The sequence below is a fragment of the Ruegeria sp. YTSC230 genome (assembly GCF_059609665.1).
This window is the reverse complement of the sequence record NZ_JBXWMC010000007.1, coordinates 265,193-282,048: the sequence shown is the minus strand read 5'-3', so window position 1 is coordinate 282,048 and position 16,856 is coordinate 265,193. Positions and strand designations below refer to the sequence as shown.

Here is a 16,856-nt window from a genome sequence, read left to right as displayed (position 1 = left end):
AAAAGCGCAGAACAATGTGCGGAATTGACCTGTTCTGTGACGGGCCATCGGGGTAGTGTCCCCGCCAGAACAGGGAATGTGCATGACAACTATTCTGTCCATTAGGGATTTGCGTAAGTCCTATGCCGACGGATTCGAGGCGCTCAAAGGAGTGTCCTTGGATATCGAGCAGGGCGAAATTCTGGCGTTGCTGGGCCCAAACGGGGCTGGCAAGACAACGCTGATTTCCACCGTGTGTGGCATTACCACGCCGACTTCGGGCACCGTTACCGTAGGTGGGCATGACATCCAGACCGAATTTCGTGCCGCGCGCCGGATGATCGGGCTGGTGCCGCAGGAAATCGCGCTTGAGCCGTTTGAGAAAGTTTGGAACACGGTCCGGTTCTCTCGCGGCCTGTTCGGATATGGCAGCGACAATGCCCGGATCGAAGAGATCCTGCGCAAGCTGTCTCTGTGGGACAAGCGTAAAAACGCGATCAAGGAACTGTCCGGTGGCATGAAGCGCCGCGTGCTGATTGCCAAGGCCCTGGCACATGAGCCGCGCGTGCTGTTCCTGGATGAGCCGACCGCCGGCGTAGATGTCGAACTGCGCAAGGACATGTGGGAGATCGTGGCCGAGCTGAAAAAGGCCGGGGTCACCATCATCCTGACGACACATTACATCGAAGAGGCCGAAGCCATTGCCGACAGGGTAGGTGTGATCGACAAGGGTGAGCTGCGGCTGGTGCAGGACAAGAACACCCTGATGGCCCAGATGGGCAAGAAACAGATCGAGGTTATGCTGGCCGATCCTATCCAGGCCATTCCCGATAGTCTGGCTGTGCATAACCTGACGCTGAACGGCAATGGCGATGCGCTGGTCTATACCTATGACACGCACGCGGACCGCACTGGGATCACCACTTTGCTGAACGATGTGGCGCAGGCGGGGCTTGTTCTGCGCGACGTGCAGACCCGGCAGTCGAGCTTGGAAGAGATTTTCGTGAACCTGGTATCCGGAGAACCCGCATGAACTGGTCTGCCATCGCTGCAATCTACCGGTTCGAAATGGCCCGGTTCTTCCGCACTCTGGCGCAGAGCTTTCTGTCGCCGGTCCTGTCGACCTCGTTGTATTTTGTGGTCTTCGGCACTGCGATCGGCAGCCGCATCCAAGAGGTCGAGGGTGTATCTTATGGCGCGTTTATCGTGCCGGGGCTTATCATGTTGTCCGTTGTGATGCTGGCAATCTCGAACGCGTCATTCGGGATCTACTTCCCGAAATTCCTTGGTACGATCTACGAACTGTTGTCGGCGCCGGTGAATTTCATAGAGATCGTAATAGGTTACGTCGGGGCCGCCGCCACCAAGTCGCTATTTGTCGGGCTGGTAATCCTTGTGACAGCCACATTCTTCGTGGACATACGCATAGAACATCCCTTTGCGATGGCGGCGTTCCTGATCCTGTCCTGCCTCAGTTTTTCGCTGTTAGGCTTTATCGTCGGGATATGGGCCAGCAACTTTGAACAGATATCTTTGGTGCCCCAACTGGTTGTCACGCCACTGATATTTCTGGGCGGCACGTTCTATTCGATCTCGATGCTGCCGCCAGTGTGGCAGACGATCACCCTGTTCAACCCGGTTGTTTATCTGATTTCCGGGTTCCGCTGGTCGTTTTACGGGTTGGCCGATGTCCCGATCGGATTCAGCCTGTTGGCGATTCTGGTCTTCACGGGGACTTGTCTGGCTGTGATCGGCTGGATCTTCAAAACCGGTTGGCGCATTCGCAGCTAGGGCGTTGCATTTTTGCCCGCCATGTGTGTGAATTTGGTTCACGTCACGTCTAAGGCCCGAACGGTCCCTTGTTTAGGGCCCGGCTGCACTCTACATCGGCACCCATGAAGCTCAGCCTGCCATTTGTCAAAAAGCAGCCCCTCGTGGCCGTGGTTCGCCTGTCCGGCGCCATCGGAATGGCGGGGCGTGGATCGTTGAACGACACCGCGCTGGCCCCCGTTCTGGAAAAGGCGTTTCGCAAAGGCAAACCTGCGGCCGTGGCGCTTGAGATCAACTCGCCCGGTGGATCGCCGGTGCAAAGCTCTCTGATCGGGTCGCGAATCCGGCGGCTGTCGGAAGAGCTTGAGATCCCCGTTATCGCCTTTGTCGAAGACGTTGCAGCGTCTGGCGGCTACTGGCTGGCCGCTGCCGCCGACGAAATCTGGGCGGATGACAGCTCGGTCCTGGGTTCGATCGGTGTGATTTCGGCTGGGTTTGGCGCGCATGTCCTTCTGGCGCGGCAAGGCATCGAGCGGCGCGTACATACGGCGGGCAAATCAAAATCAATGCTCGACCCGTTTTCGCCGGAGAAAGAAGAAGATGTCGCGCGGCTGCAAGGGTTGCTGGGTGATATCCACGCGAACTTCATTGACCATGTCAAAGCCCGTCGCGGTGACAAGCTGGATCAAAGTGCGGATCTGTTCACCGGCGAGGTCTGGCTTGCCAGGCGTGCGCAGGAACTGGGCCTGATTGACGGCGTCGCGCACCTGAGGCCGAAAATGCAGGAGCGGTTCGGCGACAAGGTGAAGTTCCGCCGCTATGGCCTGCGCAAACCGTTCTGGTCGCGGTTCGGTGCCACACTTGCGCAAGACGCCATAACCGGAATTGAGGAGCGGGCGGCTTACGCGCGCTTTGGTTTGTGACGTGATTGTCAAGATTGTCACCCTTTTCCTGATTGCCATGGGTGTCTTGGCGATGTTCGGCAAGCTGCGCTTTCCGGGGCAGAAGAAGTTGCAATCTGCAAGATGTCCGCGCTGTGGACGGTTCAGTATCGGTAAGGGGCCTTGCTCCTGCGAAAAAGGAGGCCGTACATGACGGCATGGCTGTTATCCGGCCTCGGCTTGCTGATCTTGCTTCTCGCAGGTGATGCTCTGGTCCGCGGCGCAGTGAACCTGAGCCTGCGCCTGGGTGTACCAGCCCTGATCGTCAGCCTGACCATTGTGGCCTTTGGCACCTCGGCCCCCGAGCTGTTAATCGCGATCAGTGCGATCAAGGAAAACGCGCCGGGGATTGCGCTGGGTAACGTGGTCGGGTCGAACACGGCAAACATCTTGCTGGTTCTGGGTTTGCCAGCCTTGCTTGCCACGCTGCACACCAGCGAATGCAACACCAGAAGAAACTATGTTTTCATGCTGCTGGCCACGGTGCTGTTCATCGGCCTGGCATTTTGCGGCGTGTTCAACATTGCCAGTGGTGCGATCTTGCTGGCTGCTTTGGGATTGGTCCTGCTTAACGCGTTCCGCGATGCGCGCGCGCATCGCAAAGCCTGCGGTGAAGCCTGCGCGGAAGAGGATGAGCTGGAAGGTCTGGAAGAGGCCGATCCGGACATGCCCTATTGGAAACTATCGATCTATCTGGTCCTGGGCCTGATAGGCCTGCCGATGGGTGCGCATCTATTGGTCGACAACGCCACGATCATTGCCCGCACATACGGCGTCAGCGAAACGATTATCGGACTGACGCTGATCGCAGTTGGGACATCCCTGCCGGAACTGGCAACGACTGTGATGGCGGCCTTACGTAGGCAAGCGGATGTCGCCTTGGGTAACGTGATCGGGTCGAACATGTTTAACCTTTTGGCCATCGTCGGTATCGCCACTTTGTTTGGACGTATCCCGGTGGACCCGGAATTCCTGCGTTTCGATCTGTGGGTCATGCTGGGCGCATCGCTTCTGTTGATCCCGTTCGTGTTCTTGAAACAAGATATCACACGCGGCTGGGGTCTGGTGTTGACGCTGCTGTATGCCGTCTACATCGTCTCGCTGTTGGCGTGACCTGAAGATAGGGGGAAATCCATGGCCCGAGCGTTGGTGACCGGTGCAGGTATTCGTCTTGGTCGGGCAATGGCCCTGTATCTGGCAAACCGGGGATATGACGTCGCAGTGCACTATGCGACGTCTGAACAACCTGCCGCCGAAACCGTAGCCGAGGTGCACGCGCTTGGGCGCAAGGCGGTCGCCTTGCACGCCGATCTGCTGGATGAGGCGCAGGTCCTGACCTTGCTGCCCCGTGCGGCAGAGGCGCTGGGCGGACCGATCACCTGTCTGGTGAACAACGCATCGATCTTTGAATACGACAACCTTCAATCCGCCACGCGGCAAAGCTGGGACCGACACCTCGACAGCAACCTGCGCGCGCCTTTCGTACTGACGCAGGCCATGGCCGAGCAGGGGCTGAAGCCGGGCACGGACAAGGCGGGTGAGCCTGTTGCCACCGGGCTGATCGTGAATATGGTGGATATGCGGGTGCGCAAGCTCACGCCAGAGTTCATGACCTATACGATTGCCAAGATGGGTCTGTGGGCCTTGACGCGCACCTCGGCGCAGGCGCTTTCGCCAGCGATCCGGGTTAACGCGATCGGGCCTGGTCCAACGATGCAAGGTCATCGGCAAAGCCAAAAACACTTCAATGCGCAGCGCGCGAACACGGTGCTGGAGCGCGGGTCAAACCCATCCGATATCACCGCGGCTTTGGGTTATTTCCTGGATGCGCATGCGGTCACAGGCCAACTATTGTGCGTCGACGGAGGTCAGCATCTGGGGTGGAAAACACCGGATGTTCTGGGGCTTGAATAAGTAAAACTGCTGCAAGTTTTGCACCGCTCTCGGTTCTGTTACCTTGGCGTTACAAAAATGTCTTTTTTTTCATACACTTGCCTTGTGAATGAAATTATATACAATGAAAACAATGAGTTAAATATTTGCTTATTTTTTGTGCAAATCAAGGATTCCTTAATGAATCAAGGGAAATTCGCCACGCTCAGAAACTTATCTTCACACTTATCCACAGAAACCGTGGATTTGTTTTCTCTTGATCTGGGGGCCACAAGATTGCAGCCATGGTCAGAGAATCATATCTCAGGCAAATGACAACAGACAGCGACTCGACCCCTGACACTCAATTGACCGGCTATACCTGCATTTTGCGGTATGTGAAGACGCTGGACAGCTCACCCGGTGTGTATCGGATGTTGGATGCGGACAGCCGGGTGCTGTACGTCGGCAAGGCGCGCAACCTTAAAGCGCGGGTGTCGAACTATGCGCGGCCGGGACATTCGGGGCGGATTGAGCGGATGATCGCGGCGACGGCCTCGATGATGTTCCTGACCACGCGGACCGAGACCGAGGCGCTGCTGCTTGAGCAGAACCTGATCAAGCAGCTCAAGCCCAAGTACAACGTGCTGCTGCGGGACGATAAAAGTTTTCCCAATATTCTGGTCGCCAAGGACCATGTCTTTCCGCAGATCAAAAAGCACCGTGGCGCGAAGAAAGAGAAGGGGACCTATTTTGGCCCCTTCGCCAGTGCTGGCGCGGTCAATCGAACGTTGAACCAGCTGCAAAAGGCGTTTTTGCTGCGCAACTGCTCGGATTCCATGTTTGACGGCCGCACCCGGCCCTGTCTGCTTTATCAAATCAAGCGATGCTCGGGGCCATGCGTTGGCCTGATCTCGGAAGACGAATACGGCGAAAGCGTCAAGGATGCCGAGCGGTTCCTGTCGGGGCGGTCGACCAAAGTGCAAGAGGAACTGGCCGAACAGATGATGGCCGCGTCCGAGGCGATGGAGTTCGAACGCGCCGCCGGGCTACGGGATCGCATCCGGGCGCTGACGCAGGTGCAGACGTCCCAAGGTATCAATCCGCGCGGCGTGGCTGAGGCGGATGTGATCGGCCTGTATATGGACAGCGGGCAGGCTTGTGTTCAGGTGTTCTTTATCCGCGCCAATCAGAACTGGGGGAACAAAGATTTCTATCCTCGTGTCGGTGCGGATGTGTCTGCAGCAGAGGTGATGGAGGCGTTTCTTGGCCAGTTCTACGACAACAAGGAACCGCCCCGGCAGCTGATCCTGTCGGACGCCGTCGAAAATGCCGATCTAATGCACGAGGCGCTGAGCGAGAAGGCAGGTCGCAAGGTCGAAATCCTCGTGCCTCAGCGCGGTGAGAAACAGGAACTGATTGCGGGCGCCTTGCGCAACGCGCGGGAATCCCTGGCCCGTCGGATGTCGGAAAGTGCCACGCAGGCCAAGCTTCTGCGTGGTGTGGCCGAAGCGTTTGATCTGGACAGCCCGCCGAACCGGATTGAGGTTTACGATAACTCTCATATCCAGGGCACCAACGCCGTTGGTGGGATGATCGTGGCAGGCCCAGAAGGGTACATGAAAAACGCCTATCGAAAGTTCAACATTCGGGGTGATGACCTGACCCCCGGTGACGACTTTGGCATGATGAAAGAGGTTCTGACCCGCCGCTTTACCCGCTTGCAAAAAGAGGATCCGGATCGTGACAAGGGGTTGTGGCCCGACCTGTTACTGATCGACGGCGGCGCGGGGCAGGTGAGTGCTGTGCGCGAAATCATGGTTGAACATGGGGTCGAAGATATTCCTATGGTCGGTGTTGCAAAGGGCGTTGATCGCGATCACGGCAAGGAAGAGTTCCATCGTACTGGCCAGCGCCCCTTTGCCTTAAAACGCAATGACCCGGTGCTGTATTTTATTCAGCGTCTGCGCGACGAGGCGCACCGGTTTGCAATCGGTACTCACCGTGCCAAACGGGCCAAAGCGGTCGGCGCGACGCCGTTGGACGAAATCCCCGGAGTTGGTGCTGCGCGCAAACGGGCATTGCTGGCGCATTTCGGCAGTGCCAAGGCTGTTAGCCGGGCCAATCTGGCGGATTTGAAAGCGGTCGAGGGGATCTCAGCCGGGTTGGCGCAGAAAGTTTATGATTTCTTCCACGACAAGGGCTAGACCTTGCGCCCGCGCCACAGGATGTAGAGGCCGGAGGCCACGATCAGACCACTACCGATCCACATTGTCTGGTCCAGTTCCTCGCCGAAAAAGATCACGCCCAGGGCAACACCGAACAGCAGGCGGGAATAGCGGAAGGGCGTGACGGCGGACACCTCTCCGGTTCGCATGGCCTTCATCAGGGATGTGTATGCGATTGCGCCAAGGCCCACAGCTCCGGCTATATGCAGGCTTGTGAGCAACGGCACAGGCGCGATGGGGGCCTGTTCCCAAAAGCTGTAGGCAAACCCGGCGACAATCACGCTGACAAAGCCATAGAACCCTAAAACTTCGGTTCCAAGGCTGGCGGGTGCGACCCGACTGGCTAGATCGCGACCAGCAAATCCCAACATCCCCAGCACGGCCAACAGAGACAAGATGGTGAAACTGTCTCCGGTTGGTTGGATGATGATCACAACGCCGATCAGGCCAACGAGAATGGCACTCCACCGCCGCCAGCCAACAGTCTCTCCGAATAGAAGCGCGGCACAGGCGACGACCACAAGCGGGGTGGCCTGCAGGATAACAGTTGCTGATGACAAGGGCGTCAATGTGATGGCCAGTACGTAGAGCAGCCGCCCAAGAATTTCGAAAACCGCGCGGATCTTCATTGCAGGCGACAGCACATCCGGTTGCAGCAGCTGCGTGCCACGTGCCATTGCGACACAGGCAAAGATGAGCGCGCCACCCAATCCGAACAGGACAAGTATTTGCCAGACGGGCAAGGCAACCGCCGCCGCTTTCAGCAGCGCGTCTTCCAGTGCGAAACATGCCATCGCGCCGATCATCCATGCGCTACCGATCAGGTTGGCGCGCGCGTCGGTCTCAATATTCGGGGTCATCGGTTCGTCTTTGCCATTGGGCTTGGTCGGCTGCACTCTGACGACAATCCGACCCGGGGCCAAGGCCAATAACCGGTGCCGCGCCGGACTGCGGCGCTTTGACCAAGCCTCTGTGATCGGTACAGTTTTTTTCCGCCCCGTCTTTCCTGTCCCCGGCCAGCGATGTAGGGTCTGCTTCATGAAGTGGAACCTGCCGAATATCCTGACCGTCCTGCGCCTGCTGGCCGCGCCCGGTCTGGCCATAATGTTTCTGTATTTCACCAGACCCTATGCAGACTGGTTTGCGCTGATCCTGTTTCTGACGGCAGCCATTACCGACTGGTTTGATGGATACTTGGCGCGCGCGTGGAAACAGGAAACCAAGATCGGCGCCATGCTGGACCCGATTGCGGACAAGGCGATGGTGGTGATCGCGCTGATGATCCTTGTGGGTTACTCCGCTGAGCACTGGACGCCCTGGTTGGTGCTGCCAGCGACGGTCATCCTGTTCCGCGAAGTTTTTGTCTCGGGCTTGCGGGAATATCTGGGCGATACGGCCGGAACGCTGAAGGTCACAAAGCTGGCGAAATGGAAAACGACCGCGCAGATGGTGGCGATCGCGGTTCTGTTTTCGCAGGGGATTTTCGAGCACTATTTTGTGATGGCTACATTCGGCATGGATGCCGCAACGATGGATCAGGTTCTAACGGGTCAATTGGAAGACCTGAATCATATGCGCTGGCACCTTGAGGCGATGTTCTGGTCCGGTCGCATTGGGCTGTGGCTGTTGTGGATCGCGGCAGCGCTGACATTGATCACCGGCTATGACTACCTACGTAAAGCCATGCCCCATCTGAAGGAGAGCTAAGGGATGGACGTGCTGTATTTTGCATGGGTACGCGAACGGATCGGCCTGCCGAAAGAGCGGATCGAAACCGAGGCCGCAACCGTATCCGATCTGGTCGCCGAGCTGAGCGCGCGTGAAGACCGCTATGCGGCCGCATTTGCGGACCTGTCCGCATTGCGCGTGGCACTGGATCAGGAACTGTCCGATTTTGACGCATCGCTTTCTGGCGTGCGCGAAGTGGCTTTTTTCCCGCCGATGACCGGCGGCTAAATCTATGCGCATCGCGGTTCAGGAAGAAGAATTTGATCTTGGGGCCGAAGCCAATACCTTCGCCGCCGGAGACGATGCCAACGGCGCCATTGTGACCTTTACCGGCGTGGTGCGCGATCTGGCATCCGGCGATCTGGATGTGATGGAGATCGAGCATTACCCCGGTATGACTGAACGGGCGCTAGCCAAAATCGCCGAAGAGGCACAGCAGCGCTGGTCGTTGGGTGATGTGCTGGTGATCCACCGCCACGGGCGCCTTGCCCCGGGGGATCGGATCATGATGGTGGCCACTGCCGCGCGGCACCGCAAGGATGCGTTTGAGGCGGCAGAATACCTGATGGATTACCTGAAATCCCGCGCTCCTTTTTGGAAAAAGGAAATCACCACATCCGGCGCGGAATGGGTCGCAGCCAAGGATGAGGATGAAGATGCGCTGACGCGGTGGTAGGTTCTGTGCCCGGCACCGGATTATCTGGTGCCGGGTCTATCATAGCGAGTTAGGTGCTTTGTTCGGTGTTACACTGCCGTGCCGCTTCGATGGCTTTTTTAGTACCATCCAGACTAACGGTGAATGCGAACTCTTTCTTCGGAAACACGGTCATTTCGTATTTGTTCATGACGTCATCCACAAACTGGGCGTTGTTCGCAAGGATGTATCCGCCTGTATATCCGTCGGCGAGATGCTTAGTCTTCTTGTGCGCCTCAGCTTCGTAGACGTTGCCGTCGAGTGACAGGAAGATCTTTTCCTTCTTACCCTTCAGGCCAATGTCGTTCTTCGTGAACACACCAAGATAGCCCATCTCGTGGTCCTTGGTCAGACCCATCTGAACGACGTTCTGGTTTTCGTCCATACGCTCGATCAGGCAGGACCCGCGGGAGTCATCCACAAAGATAGTCCAACCGGATTCTTCGCCCCAGTTGGTGAAGGTATCGTTCTCTGACGGTATGACGTCACTTGAAGCCCAAGCGGCTACAGCAGAGAAGATGCTTAGAGTCGCAGCGGTTGTTAATGATGATTTGAAATTCATAGTACACTCCAATTTTCTGGATAGTGAACAGTGATGTGCATGTGTAAAAAATGCACCAATTCCTAATATTGAATTTGTTGTAAGAATTGAAGGCGATTGCCTCGGATCGGCTGATTTGTGCCGAAGGTGCAGTCGGCCCCAACCGGGGTCAGCTATTCAGCCCGGGGCTGGGATCAATCCGCGTTGTTGATACGCCCGCGTAATTCTTCCGCCTCTTGCCGGGCGGCGCGCAGGCCGTCCATGGCGGCGGCCAATTCGGCCTCGGTCTGGGTCAGCTGGTTGGTCAGTTCGGCCTCGCGCTGCTGCAGATAGGTGATGGCCTGGTCGCGGGTTTCTTCTGCCTCATGCAGCTCCTGGCTCATACGGTCCAGATCGGCGACGTCGCTTTGGCGGACGCGCGACAGGCGATGGGCCAGCCAGTTGGCGAACCATCCCATGCTAAAGGCGGCAAACAATATGACGGCGGTCGCGATAATGAATTCGATTCTGTTCAATTTACTGGTCCCCTGCGCCCGAGTCGGTTTCCGTTTCCGCGGCTTCGGCCTCTGGCTCTGCGTCTTGTGACGTCTCTGTTTCGTCTTCCATCGCTTCCAGCGCGGTTTGAGATTCGGCGGTGGATTCGGGCCGGATCAGGCGGAATTCGATGCGTCTGTTTTCTTCCCGCCCGATTTCGGTGTCATTGTCGGCGATTGGCTGGGTTTCACCATAGCCCAAGGCGGTAAAGCTGGCTGTGGGCACGCGCCGCGCGCGCAGTTCATTTAAGATGGATTGTGCACGCGACTGGCTGAGCTGCTGGTTCATCTCTTCGCGACCTTGGCTGTCAGTGTGGCCCTGAATCTCCAGCCGGATGGGTCCGCATTCCCGCAGGATGTCGGCGATCTGATTGACCGTATCGCGCGATTCGGCGGCGACCGTGGCAGAACCTGGTTCAAAGGCGATTTTGGAACCCGCCTGAACCTCGGCGATGCGCTCTTCGCAAACATCCGGGTCGGGCAGCTTGTCTGCGGGCTCGGGTGGCTTTTGATAGGTGATCGACAGGCTGAAATCTTGTGCCTCGCCCAGTTTTTCCGACAAAAGCCCCGAAACATAGGCCCGGGTTTTGGGATCGTGGCTGATGCCGTTCAGAACCACTTCGTCCGGTGTCACGGTCAGCGCGCCATTGTGCAGTTGCGACAACGCCTCAAGCCCGCTGAGAACGCGAATGGGCCAATCAGCGGGCAGGTCAGAGGCCACGCGGGTTGCGGTATGGACGTGTTCATAACCAAAGGCTGCACGGGCATAGCTGTCGACCATGTCGCGCTGGGTTTCATCCCCTAGCCGGCCGCGCATTTGCACCAGGCCTTCGGGACTTCGTGTTGCTGAGAATTCGGGCGGGCCGGATTGGTTTTCCGTTTCGGGTTCCGGCAGAACCGCGTGCAGGGCAAAGACCTCGGGCAGTGCGTTTTCCAGTTCACCGATCACCTGATCAAACAGCGCGGCACCAGTGCCTTTGGCCGCGACCAGAGTGATATCTGCATCTGACAAAGTCACCGAACCCTGGCCGATTTCCGACAGCGCCCGAATGCTTAACACGGCGGCGTCGGGCCAGCGAGGCGAGGGTTCACCCAGACCGATGGTGCAGGAATAAGGCCCGGTCAGACCAGCATCCTGTGCGGCTGCGACGATCCGGTCCCGCGCCTTTTCATCCTGGGCTGAACAGGCGTCAAATTGCCCGCCATTTTCGTCGATAAGATAGCGCAGGGTGAAGGGTGTAATGACCGGGCGCGGTGCGGAAATGGACAGGCCAATGCGCAGGCTGGGCGGTGCCGCGCGCGTCAGCTCTTGCTCCAGACGTTCTTTTTCCTGCTGGCTGTCGGCAATTGCTGTCACCTTTACAAGCCCGGGGCTGGCCGAGATTTTGGCCCGCGGCAGTCGGGTCAGCGCCTCAACAGCAAAAGCGATCGCATCGTCCCAGCCTTTGGGCTTTGGATAGTCGGCGGTTTCCAGCAAATCAGATATCGGCCCGTCATTCAGCGTGCGCAATCTTTTCGTCAGTGCGTCGCGGTCTTCGCTGGCCGGGATCAGGCCAATAACCGAGATACCGCTGTCATTGCGAAGAATTTCGGCTGAAAAGCGCGGGGAGGCCAACTGCGTCGAGGGCGCGACTTCCATTTCATCAATCACGCGCGAGGTGTCGACCTCGGTCCCCGCCGCCGTCAGAGCGTTGAATCGTGTGGCCTCATCCGTGGCGGTGCCGGTCAGAACCACCCGCAGCCCGTCTGACTGGACCTCGGCCCAGTTATGGCCTTTCAGGTCCAGCGCACGCCGAACGGCGAATTCCGAGGCTTCTTCGACCTTTGTAACGGCAAAGCTTGCCGCCAGCAGAGACAGCCCGACGGACGCAAGGAAGACAAAGGCAACGACGAAGAAATAAGGCAGACGCATGTGCGAACTATCGACTCCTCGGGTGAGTGTTCAGAACTCTTACAGAGGCCTAGGCCCGGGTGCAATCAGAGCAGCAAGGCGACGCAAAGGAAGATCAGCGGAATAAGGCCGGTGTCGCGGTTGGCGCGGAACAATTGCAGCAGTTTGGCGTTGTCCTCGATATCAAGTCCCCGCAATTGCCATGCCATGTGCCACCCAATCGCCCAAGGCCCGCCAAGGGCCACTACCAGGGCAATGATTGACGCCTGGGTCGTCGCGGCGTCAATGATTGCCAGTCCCATAAGCGCTACTGTTGCCATCAGGAAATACTTCAACCACCGTGCAGTATCAGTGCCAAACAGCCGGGCCGTGGACTTGATCCCGATCAGCTCGTCATCTTCTGTGTCCTGATGGGCATAGATCGTGTCGTAAAACAGCGTCCACGCGATTCCGGCCAGATATAGCGTGATTGCGGGTATACCCACGGTTCCCGTGTGGGCAGCCCAGGCCAGCAGGATGCCCCAGTTGAAGGCCAGCCCCAGAAACACCTGCGGCCACCAGGTGAATCGCTTGGCAAAGGGGTAGATCGTCACCGGCAACAGCGACAGTACGCCCATCGCAATTGCGGCCTGGTTGAATGTCAACAGAATCATCAGCGCCAGCAGGCATTGTAGCCCCATCCAGATCACTGCCTGCCGCACGCTGACCTGACCCGATGGAATCGGGCGGGATCGGGTGCGCTCCACCTGACCGTCAAATTCGCGGTCGGTGATGTCATTCCATGTGCAGCCCGCACCGCGCATCAGAAAGGCTCCGAAGGCGCAGCCGATGGCGATCCACAGATCCTCCCACCGCGGGGTGCCGTCACTGAGGATGGCCAGTGCCAATCCCCACCAGCAGGGAATCAACAGCAACCACGTGCCGATGGGCCGGTCAGCGCGGCTCAGGCGCAGGTAGGGACGGGTGAACGCCGGCGCATATGTATCGACCCAGTTGCCGCTGACAGCGTCGGCAACCTGACCGTCTGGTGTTGGGGCATTGCCTTGCATATGTAAGGTCTCATGAGTGCAAAGATCAGACTGTATGTAGAGCACCCTCTGGGTCAGGGGCAATCGGTTCCTTTGACGCGCGAGCAGGCCCATTACCTGTTTGGCGTCATGCGCCTGTCCGTTGGTGGACAGGTCGCGCTGTTCAATGGGCAGGACGGAGAGTGGCTGGCCGAGGTAATAGAGGCAGGCAAGCGGGGCGGTGTCTTGTCATGCGTTGAGCAATCCAAACCGCTGCAACTGCCACCAGACCTGTGGTTCCTGTTCGCGCCGATCAAAAAGGCGCGCACTGACTTTATCGTTGAAAAGGCAGCGGAAATGGGCGCAGCGCGGATCATGCCGATGCAGACGGAATTCACCAATTCGGAACGCATTCGTCAGGACCGCTTGCAGGCGCACGCCGTTGAGGCGACCGAGCAATGCGGCGGAACATTTGTGCCCGAGGTGGCTGATCTGCAGCGATTGGATCGCGTTTTGGAAAGCTGGCCCGAGGGGCGGCAACTGATGTTCTGCGATGAGGCCGAGGTAGGCTCGGCCCTGCGGTTGGCTGGCAATGAAACGGACCAACCCTGGGCTATTCTCATCGGCCCCGAAGGCGGCTTTTCCGAGCGTGAACGCGCGAGGCTGGCCGCGTTGCCTTATTCACATGTGGTCAGCCTTGGCCCGCGCATCCTGCGCGCCGATACTGCTGCCGTAGCGGCGCTGACCATGTGGCAGCAGGCGCTGGGAGACTGGGTGTGAACTGGCAAGAAGCGCAAGGCGCAGACGTTCCAAAGATCGACAGGTTCCTGTTCGAACACATCCAGACGTCCATGTTCCCTCTGGCGAACCTGCGGGATTTCGGCTTGCGCGGCTCAGACCCGCGCGCCGTGAACTTGTGGATATTGGGTGATGGCCCACGGGCGGTTTTTGGAATTACCAACGAAGGTATGGTCCTGCCGCAATGCCCTGAATGTTCGGATAATGAACTGAGCCATGCGATTCGCCTGATCCGAGGGCGCAAGCTGTTCGGTCTGGCGGCTGAGGCCACTCAAGCCGGTCGGATCATGCAGCTTGCGGGATGGGAAGACCGGCCTGCAACCCTAAACAGCGACGAGCCGGGGTTCTCGCTGGATCTGAATCGACTTGTCATGCCGGACGCCACCGGCGCGAAACTGGTGCCGCTGGATGAACTGGACCGATCCATAACAGTGGGATGGCGGCAAGACTATCTGATCGAAGCAATGGGCTTTGACCCCGAACGCGCGCAACCTCAGGCACAAAAAGATATCGCTGCCTATATCGAACGCGATTCTCATCGGGCCTTGTTGATGGATAACCAGCCGGTAGGAATGACCGGGTTCAACTCGCGTTTGCCAGAGGTTGTCCAGATTGGGGGCGTGTACACGCCGCCCGATCTTCGGGGGCATGGATACGCGCGACTGGCAGTGGCGCTGCATCTACGCGAGGCGCACAGCAACGGCGCAACCCGCGCTGTTCTGTTTGCCGCTAGCGATGCTGCCGCGCGTGCCTATATAGCAATTGGGTTCCGGCCAGCAGGCCACTATTCCCTGATTCTGTTCAAAAACCCCGAGGACACGGCATGAGTTTCATCCGACCCGAAGCCAAACTGGCCCTGTGGCGCTGGCGCGAAGTGCTGGTGGCAGGGGTCGTCTTGTTGGTCGGCCTCAGCTGGATCGGCGGACCCGGTGGATTGCTCGGTTGGCTGGGCTGGGTTCTGATCGCGGTCTCGGTGGCGCTGGCCGTTATTGGCATTCAGCGCGCCCGGTTCCGTTCCGGTGCAGGTGGCCCCGGTCTGGTGACAATCGATGAAGGTCAGATCACTTACCTAGGGCCGCTGACAGGCGGCATCGTTGCGACACGTGAAATCGAGCGCCTTGCGCTGGACCCGACATCGTCCCCGGCGCATTGGATTTTGGATCAACAGGGGCAGCCGACGCTTCACATTCCTGTGAATGCGGAAGGTGCCGAAGCGCTGTTCGATGTGTTCTCGGCCCTTCCGGGCTTGAAAACCGAACAAATGCTGTCGGAACTGAACGGTGGTGCGACGCATCCTGTGGTTATTTGGGAACGTACTCCTCTGCGTCCGGCCCATTTGAGGCTGCATTGACACTGGCGCGGTTTAAGACCACGACTGACCAAACGACAGACACATCAGGATCGGAGCACGGTTCATGTCCATTCCACAGTCCGGCGGCGGACCGATCGAACGCCATGAGCAACTGGCCGAATATCTGGAATCGGGCTGCAAGCCCAAACAGGATTGGCGCATCGGAACCGAACATGAGAAGTTCGGCTATTGCAAAGATACGCTGAAACCGCTGCCCTTTGAGGGTGAGCGTTCCATTCTTGCGGTGCTGCAGGGGCTGCGCGATCTGCACGGCTGGGCCCCGGTGGAAGAGGCCGGCAAGCTGATCGGGCTGGAAAAGGACGGCGCCAATGTCTCGCTGGAACCCGGTGGGCAGTTGGAATTGTCAGGCGCGCCGCTTGAGACCATTCATGAAACCTGTGACGAGGTGAACGCGCATCTGCGTGATGTGAAGGATATCGCGGACAAGATCGGTGTCGGCTTCATCGGCCTTGGGGCCGCCCCGATCTGGACCCACGAGGAAATGCCGCTGATGCCCAAGGGGCGTTACCGGCTGATGAATGACTACATGGAAAAGGTCGGCACCATGGGCCGGTCGATGATGCGCCGGACGTGTACGGTTCAGGTCAATATCGACTTTGGATCCGAGGCCGACATGGTGCAGAAACTGCGCGTCGCGCTGGCGTTGCAGCCTGTGGCAACCGCACTGTTTGCCAATTCGCCGTTCTTTGAGGGAAAGCCAAACGGCCAGAAGAGCTGGCGTAGCTATATCTGGCGTCATCTGGATGATGCGCGCACCGGTATGCTGCCCTTTGTGTTCGAAGACGGGTTCGGGTTCGAGGCTTGGGTCGAGTACGCCTTGGATGTGCCTATGTATTTCGTCTATCGCGACGGCAAGTATATCGACGCGCTGGGCCAGTCCTTCCGTGACTTTCTGCAAGGCAAACTGCCTGCATTGCCGGGCGAAACGCCGACTTTGTCAGACTGGGCGGATCACCTGACCACAGCCTTCCCCGAGGCGCGGATCAAGAAGTTCATGGAGATGCGCGGGGCCGATGGTGGCCCATGGCGGCGCCTGTGTGCCTTGCCCGCATTCTGGGTGGGTTTGACCTATGATCAGGGTGCGTTGGATGCGGCCTGGGATCTGGTCAAAGGCTGGGACGCCGAAACGCGCGAAGAGCTGCGGGTTGCCGCGGCCCGGGACGGTTTGCAGGCGCAGGTCGGCGATATCAACATGCACGATCTGGCTGGTGAGGTGGTTTCGATCGCCCAAGCCGGCCTGAAATCCCGCGCCTTTCCCGGTGCAGGTGGGTTGGTACCGGATGAGACGCATTTCCTGAATGCGCTCAAGGACAGTATCGAAACAGGCAAGGTTCCGGCGGATGAATTGCTGGATCACTATAACGGCGACTGGAACGGCGATCTGACCCGGATTTATCCCGATTTCAGTTACTGACTGTCTCTTGGGTCTGTTGCCTTTAGGAGAGTATTTGCCAATTAACGCGAAGTGACCTTGCCATGCGGCAGGGTCCTGCGAGTATGAT

The 16,856-nt window shown here is 58.4% G+C and carries 18 protein-coding genes; 13 read left to right on the top strand and 5 right to left on the bottom strand.

Features of this window, described 5'->3' with window-relative positions; genetic code table 11:
* Positions 1–82: 82 nt before the first annotated feature.
* The 6 genes from AC2FD9_RS15965 to uvrC all read left to right on the top strand — a co-directional run bounded on the left by AC2FD9_RS15965 (position 83) and on the right by uvrC (position 6,769).
* Positions 83–1,012 carry an ABC transporter ATP-binding protein gene (locus AC2FD9_RS15965; RefSeq protein ID WP_058273632.1) on the top strand — a complete coding sequence of 310 codons (930 nt, stop codon included), beginning with the start codon at positions 83–85 and terminating at the stop codon, positions 1,010–1,012.
* Positions 1,009–1,770 carry an ABC transporter permease gene (locus AC2FD9_RS15960; RefSeq protein WP_058273631.1) on the top strand — a complete coding sequence of 254 codons (762 nt, stop codon included), beginning with the start codon at positions 1,009–1,011 and terminating at the stop codon, positions 1,768–1,770. Before AC2FD9_RS15965 ends, AC2FD9_RS15960 begins: the two co-directional genes overlap by 4 nt.
* Positions 1,771–1,874: 104 nt before the next feature.
* On the top strand, positions 1,875–2,672 hold the full coding sequence (locus AC2FD9_RS15955; RefSeq protein WP_282121365.1) for a S49 family peptidase: 798 nt from the start codon (positions 1,875–1,877) through the stop codon (positions 2,670–2,672).
* Between the two features lie 168 nt (positions 2,673–2,840).
* Entirely contained in the window at positions 2,841–3,803 is a 963-nt protein-coding gene (locus tag AC2FD9_RS15950) for a calcium/sodium antiporter (RefSeq protein WP_058273628.1), read from the top strand.
* 21 nt (positions 3,804–3,824) lie between these two features.
* On the top strand, positions 3,825–4,604 hold the full coding sequence (locus AC2FD9_RS15945) for an SDR family oxidoreductase (protein WP_282121366.1): 780 nt from the start codon (positions 3,825–3,827) through the stop codon (positions 4,602–4,604).
* Positions 4,605–4,894: 290 nt separating this feature from the next.
* Positions 4,895–6,769 carry an excinuclease ABC subunit UvrC gene (gene uvrC, locus AC2FD9_RS15940; RefSeq protein ID WP_496837786.1) on the top strand — a complete coding sequence of 625 codons (1,875 nt, stop codon included), beginning with the start codon at positions 4,895–4,897 and terminating at the stop codon, positions 6,767–6,769.
* Here uvrC and AC2FD9_RS15935 read toward each other — a convergent pair.
* Positions 6,766–7,650: a DMT family transporter gene (locus AC2FD9_RS15935; RefSeq protein WP_496837815.1), complete on the bottom strand. Its 885-nt coding sequence runs from the start codon at positions 7,648–7,650 to the stop codon at positions 6,766–6,768. The genes uvrC and AC2FD9_RS15935 overlap by 4 nt on opposite strands.
* A gap of 178 nt (positions 7,651–7,828) precedes the next feature.
* Between AC2FD9_RS15935 and pgsA the strand changes: the two genes are divergently transcribed.
* The 3 genes from pgsA to AC2FD9_RS15920 are packed head-to-tail and all read left to right on the top strand — an operon-like array spanning position 7,829 to position 9,194.
* Positions 7,829–8,497 (top strand): CDP-diacylglycerol--glycerol-3-phosphate 3-phosphatidyltransferase, encoded by a 669-nt coding sequence (pgsA, locus tag AC2FD9_RS15930; RefSeq protein ID WP_496758448.1) that lies wholly within the window; start codon positions 7,829–7,831, stop codon positions 8,495–8,497.
* A gap of 3 nt (positions 8,498–8,500) precedes the next feature.
* Positions 8,501–8,746 (top strand): molybdopterin converting factor subunit 1, encoded by a 246-nt coding sequence (moaD, locus tag AC2FD9_RS15925; RefSeq protein WP_058278869.1) that lies wholly within the window; start codon positions 8,501–8,503, stop codon positions 8,744–8,746.
* Between the two features lie 4 nt (positions 8,747–8,750).
* The gene (locus AC2FD9_RS15920; RefSeq protein ID WP_496837783.1) at positions 8,751–9,194 is read left to right on the top strand and encodes a molybdenum cofactor biosynthesis protein MoaE; all 444 of its coding nucleotides are present in this window, start codon (positions 8,751–8,753) and stop codon (positions 9,192–9,194) included.
* 49 nt (positions 9,195–9,243) lie between these two features.
* On the opposite strand, the gene AC2FD9_RS15915 is transcribed toward AC2FD9_RS15920, so the two are convergent.
* From AC2FD9_RS15915 to ubiA, 4 genes are all read right to left on the bottom strand, one after another.
* Positions 9,244–9,774, bottom strand: a complete 531-nt coding sequence (locus AC2FD9_RS15915; protein WP_058278867.1) for a hypothetical protein — start codon at positions 9,772–9,774, stop codon at positions 9,244–9,246.
* Between the two features lie 173 nt (positions 9,775–9,947).
* Positions 9,948–10,268, bottom strand: a complete 321-nt coding sequence (locus AC2FD9_RS15910) for a hypothetical protein (protein ID WP_058278866.1) — start codon at positions 10,266–10,268, stop codon at positions 9,948–9,950.
* 1 nt (position 10,269) lies between these two features.
* Positions 10,270–12,198, bottom strand: coding sequence for an OmpA family protein (locus AC2FD9_RS15905; protein WP_496837781.1), 1,929 nt, complete (start codon positions 12,196–12,198; stop codon positions 10,270–10,272).
* Positions 12,199–12,263: 65 nt separating this feature from the next.
* Complete coding sequence (ubiA, locus tag AC2FD9_RS15900) at positions 12,264–13,226, bottom strand: 4-hydroxybenzoate octaprenyltransferase (RefSeq protein ID WP_496837780.1); 963 nt, start codon at positions 13,224–13,226, stop codon at positions 12,264–12,266.
* A gap of 12 nt (positions 13,227–13,238) precedes the next feature.
* Here ubiA and AC2FD9_RS15895 point away from each other — a divergent pair, with 12 nt between their 5' ends.
* The 4 genes from AC2FD9_RS15895 to AC2FD9_RS15880 all read left to right on the top strand — a co-directional run bounded on the left by AC2FD9_RS15895 (position 13,239) and on the right by AC2FD9_RS15880 (position 16,768).
* Positions 13,239–13,964, top strand: a complete 726-nt coding sequence (locus AC2FD9_RS15895) for a 16S rRNA (uracil(1498)-N(3))-methyltransferase (RefSeq protein WP_282169861.1) — start codon at positions 13,239–13,241, stop codon at positions 13,962–13,964.
* Positions 13,961–14,809, top strand: a complete 849-nt coding sequence (locus tag AC2FD9_RS15890; protein ID WP_282169860.1) for a GNAT family N-acetyltransferase — start codon at positions 13,961–13,963, stop codon at positions 14,807–14,809. Before AC2FD9_RS15895 ends, AC2FD9_RS15890 begins: the two co-directional genes overlap by 4 nt.
* Positions 14,806–15,333 (top strand): hypothetical protein, encoded by a 528-nt coding sequence (locus AC2FD9_RS15885; protein WP_282169859.1) that lies wholly within the window; start codon positions 14,806–14,808, stop codon positions 15,331–15,333. Before AC2FD9_RS15890 ends, AC2FD9_RS15885 begins: the two co-directional genes overlap by 4 nt.
* A 64-nt stretch (positions 15,334–15,397) precedes the next feature.
* Positions 15,398–16,768 carry a glutamate--cysteine ligase gene (locus tag AC2FD9_RS15880; RefSeq protein ID WP_058273615.1) on the top strand — a complete coding sequence of 457 codons (1,371 nt, stop codon included), beginning with the start codon at positions 15,398–15,400 and terminating at the stop codon, positions 16,766–16,768.
* Positions 16,769–16,856 lie beyond the last annotated feature (88 nt).

Excerpts from the sequence above, each read along its gene's own strand:
- AC2FD9_RS15965 (WP_058273632.1), top strand. The coding sequence starts at position 83 with ATGACAACTATTCTGTCCATTAGGGATTTGCGTAAGTCCTATGCCGAC.
- AC2FD9_RS15960 (WP_058273631.1), top strand. The coding sequence starts at position 1,009 with ATGAACTGGTCTGCCATCGCTGCAATCTACCGGTTCGAAATGGCCCGG.
- AC2FD9_RS15955 (WP_282121365.1), top strand. The coding sequence starts at position 1,875 with ATGAAGCTCAGCCTGCCATTTGTCAAAAAGCAGCCCCTCGTGGCCGTG.
- AC2FD9_RS15950 (WP_058273628.1), top strand. The coding sequence starts at position 2,841 with ATGACGGCATGGCTGTTATCCGGCCTCGGCTTGCTGATCTTGCTTCTC.
- AC2FD9_RS15945 (WP_282121366.1), top strand. The coding sequence starts at position 3,825 with ATGGCCCGAGCGTTGGTGACCGGTGCAGGTATTCGTCTTGGTCGGGCA.
- uvrC (WP_496837786.1), top strand. The coding sequence starts at position 4,895 with ATGACAACAGACAGCGACTCGACCCCTGACACTCAATTGACCGGCTAT.
- AC2FD9_RS15935 (WP_496837815.1), bottom strand. The coding sequence starts at position 7,650 with ATGACCCCGAATATTGAGACCGACGCGCGCGCCAACCTGATCGGTAGC.
- pgsA (WP_496758448.1), top strand. The coding sequence starts at position 7,829 with ATGAAGTGGAACCTGCCGAATATCCTGACCGTCCTGCGCCTGCTGGCC.
- moaD (WP_058278869.1), top strand. The coding sequence starts at position 8,501 with ATGGACGTGCTGTATTTTGCATGGGTACGCGAACGGATCGGCCTGCCG.
- AC2FD9_RS15920 (WP_496837783.1), top strand. The coding sequence starts at position 8,751 with ATGCGCATCGCGGTTCAGGAAGAAGAATTTGATCTTGGGGCCGAAGCC.
- AC2FD9_RS15915 (WP_058278867.1), bottom strand. The coding sequence starts at position 9,774 with ATGAATTTCAAATCATCATTAACAACCGCTGCGACTCTAAGCATCTTC.
- AC2FD9_RS15905 (WP_496837781.1), bottom strand. The coding sequence starts at position 12,198 with ATGCGTCTGCCTTATTTCTTCGTCGTTGCCTTTGTCTTCCTTGCGTCC.
- ubiA (WP_496837780.1), bottom strand. The coding sequence starts at position 13,226 with ATGCAAGGCAATGCCCCAACACCAGACGGTCAGGTTGCCGACGCTGTC.
- AC2FD9_RS15895 (WP_282169861.1), top strand. The coding sequence starts at position 13,239 with ATGAGTGCAAAGATCAGACTGTATGTAGAGCACCCTCTGGGTCAGGGG.
- AC2FD9_RS15885 (WP_282169859.1), top strand. The coding sequence starts at position 14,806 with ATGAGTTTCATCCGACCCGAAGCCAAACTGGCCCTGTGGCGCTGGCGC.
- AC2FD9_RS15880 (WP_058273615.1), top strand. The coding sequence starts at position 15,398 with ATGTCCATTCCACAGTCCGGCGGCGGACCGATCGAACGCCATGAGCAA.